Here is a 15,019-nt window from a genome sequence, read left to right on the forward strand (position 1 = left end):
TATTAATGTAAATAAAAAACAATGAATTATCCTTGCAACGACACAAAAAATTGGCTTTAAACTTTATCGTTATAACGGTTTTTATTACATTTGCATGCATTTTTAAAACAGCTATGAAAAAGAAAATAACAGTAGGATTCTGGGAATTAATAGCCCGAATTGTACTTAAAAATAGAATCGTAATACTAGGAGTTATTCTTGCCCTAACCGTTTTTCTGGCATTGCAATGGAAAAACCTTGGTATGACGTATACCGAAGCCAATTTACTTCCTAAAAAACACATTATAAATCAACAATACGAAGATTTTTTAAACAAGTTTGGCGAAGAAGGCAATTTGATTGTTATCGGTTTCAAAGACAAAACCTTTTTCACCCCAAAAGCTTTTGCTGCTTGGAATGAATTAATGACAGGTTTAAAAAATTCCAAAGAAGTGGAACTGGTTGTTTCTTTGAATGATTTAAAAAAATTACAAAAAAACGAAGCAGAAGAAAAATTTGAATTGGTTCCGCTTATCGACCAAACTCAAACTGTAAACCCAGAATATTTACAGAAAATAAAAAACGAACTCTTTAATAATTTGCCTTTTTACGAAGGATTATTATTCAATAAACAATCTGGAAGCATTCGTTCAGCGGTTTATTTAAACAAGAAAATTGTAAATACTGCAGGTAGAAAAACTTTTATTATTGAGAATCTGGTTCCAAAAATCGAGAAATTCGAAAAAACAACTGGAATCGATCTTCGCGTTTCGGGAATGCCTTACATCCGCACGATAAATGCCGAGAACATGAAAGGCGAAATTGGTCTTTTCATTGGTGCGGCGTTGTTTATTACTTCATTAATTTTCTTTTTATTCTTCCGTTCGTTTCGAGCGACATTTATATCCATTTGTATTTTGCTTTTTGGAGTGATGTGGTCTTTTGGAACATTGGGATTATTCCATTACAAAATCACGATTTTAACGGCTATTATACCACCATTGATTATTGTTATTGGGATTACAAACTGTATTTTCCTGATTAATAAATACCAGCAGGAAATAAAACTGCATAATAATCAAGCCAAAGCCCTACAACGTGTAATTTCCAAAATTGGTGTTGCTACGCTGATGACGAATTTAACAACAGCTGCCGGTTTTGCCACATTTATGATTACGGGTAACGACTTACTTTTTGAATTTGGATTAGTGACTTCCATCAACGTCATCTCCGTGTATCTGTTGACACTGGTTGTTGTGCCAATTTTTTACAGTTTTATGCCTTTACCAAAGGAAAAACACCTGTATCACTTGAGTAAAACCTATATTTCAACCTTGTTAGATCGGGTGGAGAACATTGTAAAATACAAACGAAAAACGATTTATATCATCTACGCTTTACTACTTCTATTTAGCTTAATTGGGGTTTCACAGATGAAAGTTTCGGGAAGTTTAATTGGTGAAATGCCAAAAAGCGCTTCTTTCTTTAAAGACATTGTTTTCTTCGAAAAGGAATTCAACGGCGTTATGCCACTGGAAATCATGATTAACACCAAACGCAAAAAAGGGGTTATGAAGTTGTCCACAATGAAAAAAATGGACGAGTTACAAGAAACTATTGCTGCCATTCCAGAATTGTCAAAACCTATTTCTATTGTAAATTTGGTTAAATATTCCAAGCAAGCCTATTACAACGGCAATCCGGAATACTATGAATTACCTACCTCGCAAGAACAGGCATTCATCCTTTCGTATGCCAAAAATGCCACTAAAAACACCAAAGAAAACTTGATGAAAAGCTATGTGGATTCCACGGGACAATATGCCAGAATCACCACTTTCATGAAAGATATTGGAACCGTGGAAATGGCAAGAGTGGAACATCAGTTGCAACAAAAAATAGATAAAGTTTTCCCAAAAGAGCGTTACGAAGTGACACTTACCGGAAAAGCATTGGTTTTCCAAAAAGGAACTTCTTACTTAATTGACAACCTTATCGAATCCTTGATTTTCGCTATTTTCTTGATAGCACTATTAATGACCTATTTATTCAGATCGGGGAAAATGGTAATGGCGTCCGTAATCACTAATATTTTACCGCTTTGTATCACCTCCGGATTGATGGGTTATTTTGGCATTCCCTTGAAACCATCTACAATATTGGTTTTCAGTATTGCTTTTGGGATTTCGGTGGATAATGCGATTCAGTTTATGGCAAAATACCGTCACGATTTACTGCAAAACAACGGAAAAGTCAAAAAATCAGTATTCAGTGCGTTGAGAGAAACGGGAATTAGTACGTTTTATACTTCGGTTGTATTGATTCTTGGATTTGCGACTTTCACACTTTCCAGCTTTAGCGGAACCATTGCCCTTGGTGGTTTAATTTCTTGTACTTTATTGTTCGCGATGTTTGCCAACTTATTGGTTTTACCCGCACTGGTATTGACTTTTGAAAAGAAAAGAGCCAAAAAAGAAGACCTTATAGAAGCCGAATTAGTGAATTAATTTTTTTATTTGGAGCTGTTTCCCGCTATTCGTTGCAATCTTTTTCAATCCTGTCAGGGTTCAAAACCCTGACAGGATTTAGAAAAAGGATTTCCACTACTATCGGGGCTAGGGAATTGTGGTAACTAGAAATTATTAAGCATTCTATTTGTACCGTTAGGTACTACATATTGGTAACAACATCCAGAATCCAATCATTTGTCCCGTCAGGGACTAAACCAATTTAGGCTATAATATAGTCCCTAACGGGACAAAAGAAATGAATCGTATATTATTTCTACCAATAGGTATTTGCTCACGCAAATAATCTACGGGATAAAACAATAACCGAACTCAGTTGCGAGATTAAAAAACCCTGCAAAATATTCAAAAAAAATATTTCCTGAAACACCAAATCTATCCATTCGTTTAGCCCCGATAGCAGCGGCATCCTTTTACTTTTTTCTTTAAAAAGTAAAAGATATAGCGGATAGCGGGAAATAGCTCCTGATTACCCAATTTCTCGCAATGACTTTTAAAACAAATCCTTTATATTTGCACTTCGGTTACAATTTTCAATATCAATTATATACTTAAAATGAGACATACAAAAGTTAAAGACTTACTAAACAGTACCACGACGCTTCACGAAGTTAATGCAAAAGGATGGGTGAGAACTTTTAGAAACAATCAATTTATTGCCTTAAACGATGGTTCGACCATTGATAATATACAATGTGTTGTCGATTTTGAGAACACGCCAGACGAAACTTTAAAGAGAATTACGACCGGAGCAGCCATATCTGTAACTGGAACTTTAGTGGAAAGTAAAGGTGCTGGGCAAAAATTTGAAATTCAGGTGATAAAACTAGAAATCCTTGGAGATTCGGATGCGGAGAAATTCCCGATACAACCTAAGAACAAACCAAGCTTGGATTTCTTGCGTGAAAATGCGCATTTAAGAGTTCGTACTAATATGTTTGGTGCGATTATGCGCGTACGCTCCGTATTGTCGTTTGCCGTTCATAGTTATTTTCAAGAGAAAGGTTTTGTGTACGTGAATACGCCAATCATCACGGGATCGGACGCGGAAGGTGCCGGTGAAATGTTCAAAGTTACTGCTTTGCCATTTGACGGGACGCCAAGAACGGAAGACGGAAAAGTGAATTATAAGGAAGATTTCTTCGGGAAAGAAACGAACCTTACGGTTTCGGGACAATTGGAAGGAGAAACTTTTGCAATGGCTTTAGGTCAGATTTATACTTTTGGGCCCACATTCAGAGCCGAAAACTCAAATACTTCGCGTCACCTTGCGGAATTTTGGATGATTGAGCCAGAAGTGGCTTTCAATGATTTGAATGACAATATGGATCTAGCCGAAGATTTTATTCAGCATGTAATCAAATATACCATGGACAAATGTCCGGAGGATTTGAAATTCCTGGAAGGACGTTTATTGGATGAAGAGAAATCAAAACCGGTTGCGGAGAGAAGCGAAATGCCTCTTTTGGAAAAATTGAACTTTGTTTTGGAAAACAATTTCAAACGTGTTTCGTACACCGAAGCAATTGATATTTTAAGAGAGTCTACGCCAAATAAAAAGAAAAAATTCAACTATATCATCAACGAATGGGGTGCTGATTTACAATCGGAACACGAGCGTTATTTAGTGGAAAAACACTTTAAATGTCCAGTAATCTTGTTTGATTATCCGGCCAATATCAAAGCATTTTACATGCGTTTGAACGAAGACGGGAAAACAGTTCGCGCGATGGATATCCTTTTCCCTGGAATTGGAGAAATCGTAGGAGGTTCGCAAAGAGAAGAACGTTTTGATGTTTTGGTCGAAAAAATGAAAGCCTTAGGAATTGACGAAGAAGAATTGTGGTGGTATCTTGATACTAGAAGATTTGGTTCAGCGGTTCACTCTGGTTTTGGACTTGGATTCGAAAGATTGGTATTGTTTGTAACTGGAATGACAAACATTCGTGACGTAATTCCTTTTCCAAGAACCCCAATGAATGCGGAATTCTAAAAAAATTTATTCGGTTAATCGTTTATTAGTTTAACCGATCATCCCGAATAAACGATTAAACAAATAAACGATTAAACGTAATGTTAAAGCAATTCTTAAATTTAAAATTATCCCAGAAATTATCTCCTCAACAAATCCAGTTGATGAAGTTAATTCAATTGCCTACGCAAGCTTTCGAACAACGTTTATTGGAAGAAATGAACGAAAATCCAGCGCTGGAAACTGGAAAAGAGGAAGAGGATTATGAGAAAGATGAGTTCGAAAACGAAGATTATGACGATTATGATGATGCCGAATCGGAACGAATTGATGCCGAAGACATTAACATAGATGAATATTTAAGTAACGACGAAACACCAGATTATAAAACACAGGCCAATAATTACAGTGACGATGATGATGATCGCGAAACACCTTTCGCGGCTCCTGTAAGTTTTCATCAGGATTTAATCAATCAGTTGAATACGTTCATCCTGAATGATGAAGAGCGTGAAATTGCCGAATTCTTGGTAGGTAGCATCGATGATATGGGTTATATCCGCCGCAGCGTGCCTGATATGGTGGACGATATGGCGTTTACCCAAGGCATTTATACCGATGAGAAGATGGTGGATAAAATGTTGCAGGTCATTCATGAACTGGAACCTTCGGGCGTGGGAGCAAGAGATTTACAGGAATGTTTGTTGTTGCAATTGAAACACAAAACACCAACGGAATACGTAGCATTAGCCACCGATATTATCGAAAATCAATTTGATGCGTTTACCAAAAAACATTACGATAAATTAATTCAAAAATACAATGTTTCGAATGAGCAGCTTAAAAAAGCCATTCACGAGATAGAAAAATTGAATCCAAAACCAGGTGGTTCTTTTACCGGAAACAATAAAGTTACCGAAAATGTAGTTCCTGATTTTGCTATCCGAATTGTGGACGGCGAACTCGAACTGACCTTAAACGGAAGAAATGCTCCTTCCCTGCATGTTTCCAAAGATTATCAGGAAATGATGCAAACGTATAAGGATTCCCGTGATAAATCAGCGCAGCAAAAAGATGCGGTACAATTTATCAAGCAAAAATTGGATTCGGCTAAATGGTTTATTGATGCGATACGCCAACGCCAAGAAACGCTTTTTGTAACCATGAATGCCATTATGCATTATCAGGAGGAATATTTCCTCGATGGTGATGAAACCAAGTTGAAACCGATGATTCTAAAAGACATTGCTGATATGGTAGGTCTAGATATTTCAACCGTTTCGCGTGTGGCCAACAGCAAATATGTGGAAACCCCTTATGGTACTAAACTGATCAAAGAATTCTTTTCTGAATCGATGAAAAACGATCAAGGAGAAGATGTTTCTACGCTTGAAATCAAGAAAATTCTTCAGAATACGATTGAGGAAGAAGACAAGAAAAAACCACTTCCAGACGATCAATTAGCCGAAATTCTTAAAGAAAAAGGCTATCCAATTGCGAGAAGAACGATTGCAAAATACAGGGAACAACTCGATATTCCGGTAGCGAGAATGAGAAAGAAGATGTAAGATTGTTGATTAACGATTTAAGATTTAGTGTTGTTAAATAAAACATTATGGATTATGGATTACATATTTATTGTGCAGTTTTTTTTTAAAGCAATCCAAAAAACAATGTTTCTATAAAAAGACAAACCCTTTCATAGTTCTAAACTCTGAAAGGGTTTTATATTTTAATCCAGTTTCGCCTCCCTCTCCTTTGGAGAGGGTTGGGGAGAGGATTTACTTATCCTGATCTTTCCGCATCGCGTGATAATAGGCGGCACGGCTCAACGGTTCGTATTCTTCGGTTTCGCCTAACATGACGAGTTTGTCATTATCGGTTTTACGGAAACTGTAATTAGCCAGATTTCCGGTGCGGGTGCATACGGCGTGCACTTTGGTCACATATTCGGCTGTGGCCATTAATGCAGGCATTGGACCAAAAGGATTTCCTTTGAAATCCATATCCAATCCGGCAACAATTACTCGGATTCCTTGGTTTGCCAAATCATTACAAATTTTAACGATTTCGTCATCAAAAAATTGTGCTTCGTCAATTCCCACCACATCGCAACCTTGCGCCAAAATAGCAATATTTGCAGCAGCAGGAACGGGTGTGGAACGGATTTCGTTGGCATCATGCGAAACTACCATATCGTCATGATAGCGTGTATCAATTTCTGGTTTAAAAATTTCAACTTTTTGCTTGGCAAACTGCGCTCTTTTCAAACGACGGATAAGTTCTTCGGTTTTTCCCGAAAACATGGAGCCACAAATGACTTCAATCCAACCAAATTGTTCTTTATGATTTACTGTATTTTCGAGAAACATTTTGTATTTTTCTGACTTAAAAAATGAATAGTTTTTATTACTTTGTACCAGATAAAACCCACTTAAAATTTTATACTTTTACACCGTTTCAAAAGTATGACATTTTTATTAAAGGTTACTTCTTCCTTATGCTAAATAAAACCCAGGAAGGAACTTATTGAAAAAGACCCGCCTAAAACACTATAATTTCAAAGTTATGAAAAAAAAATTGGAAGCCGATTTAATCAGCATTGCACACAGAATATTACAACTAAAAAATAAATCTGATATCAATCAATTATATCTGGAAACACAGAAACTGTATGAAAAACTTTCTGTCTTGCGATTTGTAGACGAGCATTTTAGTGCCGCAAAACCAACTATTGGAATTGCGGAAATAGAGAAAAAAATTGAAGAAGTTTTTGACCAAAAAGAAACGGTACAACCCGAAACTAAAACAGCGGTTGAAGAAATTACAACTGAAAAAACCGGATTATTTCAACCAATTGCGACTATTGTTCCTGATGAAATAATTCTGGAGGAGACTATCGAAACGCCTTTAGAGGAAAAAGAAGAAATAGTTGCTGCAGAAGAACCTGTAATTGAAGAAGAAATAGTTACTGAGGAAGAAGCCGCAATTGAAGAAAAAATAACCGCACCAGAAACTCCTCCATTCCTTCCTGCTTTCGAATTATCAGAGGAAGTGGAAGAAGAGGAAGTGGAAGTGGAAGTAGCGAAAATAGAAACACCAAAGAAACCGGAAGCAATCCAAATTTCTTTCGAAGATTTATTAGGCGGAAATTATAGGGATCCCCAGTTTGTAAAAGTGCATTCGCTTGAAAACATTCCTACTGTCATTGCTATTGATTTCGAAGAAAAACAATTGGACACCATTGAAGAAGTAAAACCGGAACCGGTGGAGCCAAAAACAGCTTCCTTAAACGAAAAATTAGCGAAAAACATCAATATTGATTTGAATGATCGCATTGCATTTACAAAACACCTTTTTGGCAACAGCAGTGAGGATTACAATCGTGTTTTAAATCAATTAATCACGTTTGATACATTCTACGAAACCAGAGATTTTATTCAGGAAATGGTAAAACCAGATTATAATAACTGGGAAGGGAAACAAGATTACGAGGAACGATTTATGGATATTATCGAGAAAAAATTCTTGTAATTCCGTTTGAATTGTTCTGAGTGTTCCTTTGAACAAAAACAAAATAATAAAAAACGGAATGAATTTTAAGTTTAAAATTCATTCCGTTTTATTTCTTATCTCGAAAATTCGGGATGTGTTTAATTTTTTAATTATGTCAAAATTATATATCGTTCCCACGCCTATTGGCAATCTCGAAGACATGACTTTTCGAGCGATTCGGATTCTTAAAGAAGTCGATTTGATTCTCGCCGAAGACACGCGAACCAGCGGAAAATTGTTAAAGCATTTTGAAATCGGCACGCACATGTACAGCCACCACATGCACAACGAACACAAAACCATTGAAAATTTAATTTCGAGATTGAAAGCCGGAGAAAATATTGCTCTGATTTCGGATGCGGGAACACCTGCCATTTCTGATCCTGGTTTTTTATTAACCCGCGCTTGTGTCGAAAATGGAATTGATGTCGAATGTTTGCCTGGTGCAACGGCTTTCGTTCCCGCATTAGTCAATAGCGGTTTACCCAATGACAAGTTTGTTTTTGAAGGATTCTTGCCTGACAAAAAAGGGAGACAAACCCGATATTTAGCTTTGGCAGAAGAAACCAGAACGATGATTTTGTATGTTTCCCCACATAAATTAGTAAAAACTTTAGCGGAGTTCATTACCTATTTTGGCGAAGACCGACAAATATCGGTTTCACGGGAATTATCAAAAATGCACGAAGAAAACATTCGTGGAACAGTCCAAGAAGTTATCGCCCATTTTGAAAAAACAGCCCCAAGAGGCGAAATTGTCGTGGTAATCAGTGGAAAAACAATTACCAAAGAACCTAAAAAATCAAAATTTTCATCAGAAGAATAATATAAATATGAGCCTAACATCTTACTTAGAAAAACTAAAACAAACTCCGGAAGCAATCGCATTTACGGACACCATTGCTACCATTGAAGAAAACTATATTTTCACTCCAACCAACTTTCAGAACGGTTCTCAAATCAATGCCGCAGGAGAAAATTCGGGTTCTTGCAAATTATTTGCTTTTGCCCAATTGCAAAACTTAACCGAAGCAGAAACATTAGCGTGTTTTGGAGCCTATTATTATGACGATGTTTTGAAAAATCTAGAAGGAACGGATCATCAAAACATCCGTAACTTTATGAAAACAGGATGGAACGGAATTCAATTTGAAGGTGAAGCTTTAGTTTCAAAATAAAAAATAAAAGTTACTATTTGGTGTCAGGTCGAGCGCAGTCGAGACCAATTGATGTGTCTCGACTGCGCTCGACTTGGCAAAATCCTTACTGAAAATCTTATAATCCCAAATCAACATGCGTTGGACCATTAAATCAAAACCTTCCGAAGATACCGTGAAACATCTCGCTCAAGCTTTGAATGTGGAAGATTTTGTGGCCACCCTATTAGTGCAACGTGGCATTGAAACTTTTGAAGATGCCAAACGTTTTTTTCGTCCCAGTTTAGATGATTTACACAATCCATACTTGATGAAAGATATGGAAAAGGCGGTAGAACGTATCGAAAAAGCGATTGAAAAACAGGAAAATATTCTTGTTTTCGGTGATTATGATGTCGATGGAACTACAGCCGTTTCGCTTGTTTCTTCGTATTTAAGAACCTATTACCCTAATGTTGCGACCTACATTCCGGATCGTTATGATGAAGGATACGGAATTTCCTTTAAAGGAATTGACTTTGCCGATGACAATGGATTTTCGCTTATCATTGCTTTGGATTGTGGTATAAAATCTATCGATCATGTGGCTTACGCCAAAGAGCGAAACATTGATTTTATCATTTGTGATCACCACAGACCCGGAAAAAATTTACCCGAAGCCGTTGCGATTCTTGACCCAAAACGGGATGATTGCAACTATCCGTATGATGAATTGTGCGGTTGCGGCATTGGTTTCAAATTGATTCAGGCTTTAGGCCAAAAGCGTGAGGAAACCATCGAAGACTTATTTCCCTATTTGGATTTAGTGGCGGCTGCAATTGCCGCTGATATTGTACCAATGACCGGAGAAAACAGAGTGTTGGCTTATTTTGGATTGCAAGTAATCAACACTGAACCAAGACCCGGAATCAAAGCTTTGATTCACCAAGTAAAAAAACAAACCTTAGATATTACCGATGTTGTTTTTATCATCGCGCCAAGGATTAATGCTGCCGGACGCATCAAACATGGCAATCACGCCGTGGAATTATTGACCGAATTTAATTTTGAACAAGCACAACAATTTGCCTCTGAAATCGAAAAATACAATTCGGATCGAAAAGAATTAGACAAACAAATTACCAAAGAAGCGCTTTCGCAAATTGAAGACAATCAGGAAAAAGAGCGATTCAGTTCGGTAGTTTTTCAAGAGGATTGGCACAAAGGAGTCATTGGGATTGTCGCTTCACGCTTGATCGAAACCTATTATCGTCCGACCTTGGTTTTTACCAAAAGTGGCGATAAATACGCAGCTTCGGCTCGCTCTGTAAAAGGATTTGATGTCTATAATGCACTCGAAGCCTGTGCGGAACATTTGGAGCAATTTGGTGGTCACATGTATGCTGCCGGAATGACTTTAGCAGCAGAAAACTACCCACTTTTCAAGGATGCTTTCGAAAAAGAAGTACAAAAAACCATTCATCCTGATATGCTGACTCCGGAAATTTCAGTTGATGCTGAAATTGATTTTGCCGATATCACTCCAAAACTGATTCGGATTCTAAAACAATTTGAGCCTTTTGGACCCCAAAACATGACACCCGTTTTCCTGACCAAAAATGTAAAAGATACCGGTTACGGAAAGCCAATGGGACAAGAAGACGAGCATTTAAAACTGTTTGTAAAACAAAATAATTCCGAAGGTATTGCCGCGATTGGCTTTGGCTTAGGCACAAAATTAGAAACTACTAAAAACGGACAACCCTTTGAAATGGTTTATTCGATTGATGAAAATGAATGGAAAGGAAATGTAAGTTTGCAATTGCGATTAAGAGATATTAAATAATTAGGTTAACAAAATGAAAAAAACACACGATCCCTACGCAGCCTTGCGTTATAAAGAATTCAACACCTTTTTATTATTACGTTTTGCCATGGTTTTTGCGTGGTCCATGCAGTTTATTGTTATTGAATGGCAAGTATATAGTTTGACCAAAAACCCACTTTCACTGGGAATCATTGGATTAATGGAAATAATTCCTGCTGTTGCCATGGCCTTATTTGCAGGACACATTGTAGATCAAAAGGAGAAAAAAGGACTTCTTTTCAAGTGTATTTTGGGTTTTTCGGCAATCAGTTTTGGGTTATTTATGTTAACGTGGCCACCAATTGTAAGCGGGTATTCTACAAAAGTAATTTTATACGGTATTTATTTTCTGGTTTTTCTGGGGGGAATTGTACGCTCTTTTCTTGGTCCAACCATATTTTCCCTTTTATCCTTAATCGTTCCGAAAAAAGTATATCCAAATGCTGCTACTTGGAGCAGCTCGGTTTGGCAAATAGGTGCTGTTTTAGGACCTGCAGTTGCGGGTTTTTCTATTACTTTAATTGGTGTTCACTGGTCGATGTGTTCCGTTTTTTTATGTTCTATTTTTTCTTTAATTGCTTTGTCTCAAATAGCCGCTAAACCTATTTTGAATCCAAAAATTGGGGAACCCATTATGGAAAGCTTGAAAGAAGGCGTGAAATTTGTTTTCACTAACAAAACCGTTTTAGGAGCTCTATCGCTGGATATGGCGGCAGTTCTTTTTGGCGGAGCGGTAGCGTTGTTACCCATTTTTGCCCAGGATATTTTAAAAGTGGGTCCCGAAGGTTTTGGTGTGTTGCGCGCCGCTCCAGCGGTTGGTTCATTTTTAACATTGATTATTTCAGCCTATGTGCCCATGAATAAAAATGCAGGAATAAAACTTTTGTCAGCCATTTTTGCCTTTGGAGTATGCATTATTGTTTTTGGACTTTCCACTATTTTCTGGTTGTCTGTATTGGCATTATTTTTTAGCGGTGCTGTTGATGGAATTTCGGTGGTGATCCGTCAGACTATTTTGCAATTGAAAACACCGGATCACATGCGAGGCCGAGTTTCGGCAGTGAATTCTATCTTTGTGGGTTCTTCCAATGAATTGGGTGCTTTTGAAAGCGGATTGACAGCAAAACTTATGGGAACGGTAACTTCAGTTGTTTTTGGAGGAAGCATGACTCTTTTGATAGTGCTTGGAACGGGAATATTCTCGCCAGCCTTTAGAAAACTGGACTTGCAAAAGGATATTGACGAACATGAAAAAGGTGATTAAAAGAGCTTCTCAAAACACTTATATACGGGCTTTTATTTTACAAAGCATGAATTCCATGTTTTTAAGTCTTGCATACAATATACTAAATAAATGCAGTGCCGATTGCGAACTTAAAACAAATACCACAAATTATTACCGTTTCCATGAAAGAATTAAATTCCGTAAAAGATTTGGTGGAAGGCACCTTGTTTAAAATGAATTTGGATGGTTATTTGTGTGGTGTGGGAATGAATTGAGGATGAAAAAATCTACGCCGATAAAATACTTGAAAATTTATTGATACTTTTTGATTTCGAAAGTCTCTCCATCAAAAACACCATAGGTAAAATAAGTAATCCAGTCACCCAGATTCACATATTCGGAATTTTCTCCAACTGTTACTTTCATAGGTAAATGACGGTGTCCAAAAACAAGGTAATTGTAGTGTTTGGTTTCCAGTTTTCTTTTGGAATAGAGAATCAACCATTCGTTGTCTTCGCCAAGAAAGGTCACATCTTCATCACCCGAAATCAATTTGTTTTTTACCGAAAGATATTGTGCCAAACCAACTCCAATATCCGGATGAAGCCATCTAAAAAGCCATTTGGAGAATGGATTTGTAAATACTTTTTTCATTCGTTTGTACCCCAAGTCGCCAGGACCTTTTCCGTCTCCATGCCCCACTAAGAATGTTTTATCTCCAAAAGTATATTCTTGATTGTCATGATACACCGGAATATTCAATTCTTTCTGGAAATAATCTTCCATCCATAAATCATGGTTTCCCACAAAGAAATAAATAGGGATTCCGCTGTCTCGAATTTCGGCCAGTTTGCCTAAAACACGAATAAATCCTTTGGGAACCACAGTTTTATATTCGAACCAAAAATCAAATAAATCACCTACTAAAAAAATAGCTTCCGCATCTTTTTTAACCACATCAAGCCAAGCCACAAATTTTTGTTCTCTTGGAAAACTCAATTCTGGTGTTGGTGCTCCAAAATGCTGATCGGAGGCGAAATATATTTTTTTGTTATTTGGTAATTGCATGAAGCTACAATATAGAGTTCACATTATCACTGGCAAACCATTCGGCAAAAGAAGATTCCGTTTCTTGCAATTTTAACGAGAAAAGTTTAATTCCTTCCGGTAATCTTCTCCTAATTCTTTGAGAAAAATCGACTACCATATTCTCGCTCGTTGGCTGATAATCTACCAAAATAACATGATGTCCGCGATTTTTCAATTCGTTTGCCAATTCAATATGAGGAGTTGTTTCGTTAAAAACCGTTGCATGGTCAAATTGATCTACAATTTCTTCTTTTACAATTTTCTTCAAATCAGAAAAATCGATTACCATTCCAAATTTTACGTCGTTACGGTTTTCGATTGGCTGCCCTATTACGGTTACTGACAATTTATAACTATGCCCGTGAACATTTTTACATTTCCCGTCATAACCATATAAAGCGTGACCGGTTTCGAAACCAAATTGTTTTGTAATTCTGATATTGCTCATCGGAGTTTAATTTTGATTGCAAATTTAGCAAATTGATATGAGAAATGAGATGTAAATGTGGGGCAAACGCTTTAAAGAAATTATTTCATCGTTTCGCAAGAGATATGCAACGACGCACAAAAACTTAGCTAATTAGAAAGCAGATTGATTTTGTTAACCACATAAGGGATATAAGTTCATTTAAGTTTTTAGCACAATGGATTTAGATCAAATGAACTTATTTCCCTTACTGTTTTAAATTATATTATCATTGTTTCAAAACATTTCTAATGCAACTAAAAATAAAACCTAAAATTAATTCGAATAAAACGCATCTAAATTCCACCGAGGTCTAGCCCTGATGGAAGCGGCATCCTATTGTGGCGGTGTTCGCCATAATAGATATAGCGGACAGCAGGAAATAGCTTCTGAAATAAATTCAGAATAAATCCTGAAAAAATTATTTTTTGAATTGAGACAATGCCTTTTTGGTAAAATCGGACAACACTAATCTTCCCGAAATCTCAGCACGCTCCAGTAATAGTGTTTCCCAATCTTGGGTTCCTTCCCACAAGACTTTTTTCATTTCGGCTAATGCTTCTGGATTGTAGCTCGATAATTTTGTACTAAAATCAGCTACAGCACTATCAAGTTCTTGAATAGTTTCGAAAGTATTGGCGTACAAACCCTTGTCTTTTGCCCAGTCTGCCGTTTTCCATTCGTGCGCTGCCAATGTCATTTCGGCCATTGCCATTTTTCCCATTTTTCTGGAAACTACGGGTTCTATTACAAAGGGTCCAATGCCTATCGCAAATTCCGATAATTTGATGGAAGCATTTTTAGTTGCCAAAGTGTAATCGCAAGCCGAAGCAATGCCCACTCCTCCTCCAACTGCTTTGCCCTGAATGCGACCAACAATTAGTTTGGAGCAATTTCTCATGGCATTAATTAAATGTGCAAATCCCGAGAAGAATCTGGTTCCTTCTTCTTGACTAGAAACCGCCAAAAGTTCATCAAACGAAGCTCCGGCACAAAAAGCACCCGTACCTTCGCTTTTTACAACAATCACCGAAACAGTAGGATTAGTGCTCAAACTATTGAATTCATTTGTTAGGCGGTCTAGCAATTCTCTTGGAAAGGAATTGCTCGCCGAATGACCAAATTCAAGTGTTGCGATTTTATTTTCGATTGTTGTGATGAGCGAACCTGTTGGAATTTCTGTTACCATAGCACCTATTTTG

The 15,019-nt window shown here is 37.1% G+C and carries 12 protein-coding genes; 8 read left to right on the plus strand and 4 right to left on the minus strand.

Going from position 1 to position 15,019, the window contains the following annotated elements; genetic code table 11:
- The first annotated feature begins 113 nt into the window (after positions 1 to 113).
- From ACM55I_RS11400 to rpoN, 3 genes are all read left to right on the plus strand, one after another.
- Positions 114 to 2,486: an efflux RND transporter permease subunit gene (locus ACM55I_RS11400; RefSeq protein ID WP_416846924.1), complete on the plus strand. Its 2,373-nt coding sequence runs from the start codon at positions 114 to 116 to the stop codon at positions 2,484 to 2,486.
- Positions 2,487 to 3,063: 577 nt separating this feature from the next.
- Positions 3,064 to 4,500: an asparagine--tRNA ligase gene (asnS, locus tag ACM55I_RS11405; RefSeq protein ID WP_416846925.1), complete on the plus strand. Its 1,437-nt coding sequence runs from the start codon at positions 3,064 to 3,066 to the stop codon at positions 4,498 to 4,500.
- A gap of 80 nt (positions 4,501 to 4,580) precedes the next feature.
- Entirely contained in the window at positions 4,581 to 6,047 is a 1,467-nt protein-coding gene (gene rpoN / locus ACM55I_RS11410; RefSeq protein ID WP_416846926.1) for an RNA polymerase factor sigma-54, read from the plus strand.
- Between the two features lie 213 nt (positions 6,048 to 6,260).
- Here rpoN and ACM55I_RS11415 read toward each other — a convergent pair whose 3' ends face one another.
- A complete protein-coding gene (locus ACM55I_RS11415; RefSeq protein WP_035669475.1) occupies positions 6,261 to 6,851 on the minus strand; it encodes a thymidine kinase in 591 nt (196 codons plus the stop codon).
- Positions 6,852 to 7,047: 196 nt separating this feature from the next.
- Here ACM55I_RS11415 and ACM55I_RS11420 point away from each other — a divergent pair, with 196 nt between their 5' ends.
- From ACM55I_RS11420 to ACM55I_RS11440, 5 genes are all read left to right on the plus strand, one after another.
- Entirely contained in the window at positions 7,048 to 8,013 is a 966-nt protein-coding gene (locus ACM55I_RS11420) for a hypothetical protein (RefSeq protein WP_416846927.1), read from the plus strand.
- A gap of 133 nt (positions 8,014 to 8,146) precedes the next feature.
- Positions 8,147 to 8,860 (plus strand): 16S rRNA (cytidine(1402)-2'-O)-methyltransferase, encoded by a 714-nt coding sequence (gene rsmI / locus ACM55I_RS11425; protein WP_416846928.1) that lies wholly within the window; start codon positions 8,147 to 8,149, stop codon positions 8,858 to 8,860.
- Between the two features lie 7 nt (positions 8,861 to 8,867).
- Positions 8,868 to 9,212 carry a HopJ type III effector protein gene (locus ACM55I_RS11430; protein WP_416846929.1) on the plus strand — a complete coding sequence of 115 codons (345 nt, stop codon included), beginning with the start codon at positions 8,868 to 8,870 and terminating at the stop codon, positions 9,210 to 9,212.
- 115 nt (positions 9,213 to 9,327) lie between these two features.
- Positions 9,328 to 11,016, plus strand: coding sequence for a single-stranded-DNA-specific exonuclease RecJ (gene recJ, locus ACM55I_RS11435; protein WP_416846930.1), 1,689 nt, complete (start codon positions 9,328 to 9,330; stop codon positions 11,014 to 11,016).
- Between the two features lie 13 nt (positions 11,017 to 11,029).
- Positions 11,030 to 12,301 (plus strand): MFS transporter, encoded by a 1,272-nt coding sequence (locus ACM55I_RS11440; RefSeq protein ID WP_416846931.1) that lies wholly within the window; start codon positions 11,030 to 11,032, stop codon positions 12,299 to 12,301.
- 273 nt (positions 12,302 to 12,574) lie between these two features.
- Here the strand turns inward: ACM55I_RS11440 and ACM55I_RS11445 are convergent, their stop codons facing one another.
- From ACM55I_RS11445 to ACM55I_RS11455, 3 genes are all read right to left on the minus strand, one after another.
- Complete coding sequence (locus tag ACM55I_RS11445; protein ID WP_416846932.1) at positions 12,575 to 13,330, minus strand: UDP-2,3-diacylglucosamine diphosphatase; 756 nt, start codon at positions 13,328 to 13,330, stop codon at positions 12,575 to 12,577.
- A gap of 4 nt (positions 13,331 to 13,334) precedes the next feature.
- Complete coding sequence (locus ACM55I_RS11450; RefSeq protein WP_416846934.1) at positions 13,335 to 13,799, minus strand: 6-pyruvoyl trahydropterin synthase family protein; 465 nt, start codon at positions 13,797 to 13,799, stop codon at positions 13,335 to 13,337.
- Between the two features lie 439 nt (positions 13,800 to 14,238).
- Positions 14,239 to 15,006, minus strand: coding sequence for an enoyl-CoA hydratase/isomerase family protein (locus tag ACM55I_RS11455; RefSeq protein WP_416846936.1), 768 nt, complete (start codon positions 15,004 to 15,006; stop codon positions 14,239 to 14,241).
- Positions 15,007 to 15,019 lie beyond the last annotated feature (13 nt).

Origin of the sequence: Flavobacterium algoris (assembly GCF_048158525.1) — a bacterium.
Taxonomy (GTDB): Bacteria; Bacteroidota; Bacteroidia; order Flavobacteriales; family Flavobacteriaceae; genus Flavobacterium; species Flavobacterium algoris.